This is a genomic window from Treponema sp. R6D11 (genome assembly GCF_054786075.1).
The window spans coordinates 1-578 of sequence record NZ_BDHD01000725.1; the positions used below are offsets into that span (position 1 = coordinate 1).

Consider the following 578-nt stretch of genomic DNA (forward strand, 5'->3'; position numbering starts at 1 on the left):
GGCTAAGTCTGGGGAAAGTTAAAGGTTTTTGTCCTCAAGTTTTATAATTTCTTGTATTTCAGCTAAATGTGTTTGCGTAAAGTTAACATTTTTATCTGTATCTAATGGAACAGTTACATTCTTTTCTGGTGATATATTTCTTATATTATCTGCAAATACAGACATTATTTTATCATCATTTCGTAATTTTCTATACAAAGAAGCACAATTTGGACAAAGAGACAGATTCATTTCTACCATTTCTTTGATCGGATTATTAAATATTTCCGCAACTTCCCAAAAATAGTTAGGAGTTTGGCAAATTTGGCAATGTCCTCTGTATCGAAATCCTAAATGCGCCCGATCATTTCCACGACTGGTTCTAATACTGCGACGTACATATTCGTAGCTAACATTTGGAGCATTATTATAACTATTTTTTATTGTTTCCTTAAGACGTTTTAAGTCCTTTATATCATCCTTGTGAAAGTATTATTATTGAAAAAATCAAGTCTAAAAAATGGTTATTCGATTATAATGGGAATCTTATAAGGGCATGTGATATAACGCGAAATGAACTTGATACAACTATATACGAC

At 31.1% G+C, this 578-nt stretch carries 1 protein-coding gene; it reads right to left on the reverse strand.

Annotated elements, in window-relative coordinates:
* Positions 1-18 precede the first annotated feature (18 nt).
* Positions 19-240: a hypothetical protein gene (locus tag ACYVTD_RS15725; RefSeq protein ID WP_461248634.1), complete on the reverse strand. Its 222-nt coding sequence runs from the start codon at positions 238-240 to the stop codon at positions 19-21.
* Between the last annotated feature and the right edge of the window lie 338 nt (positions 241-578).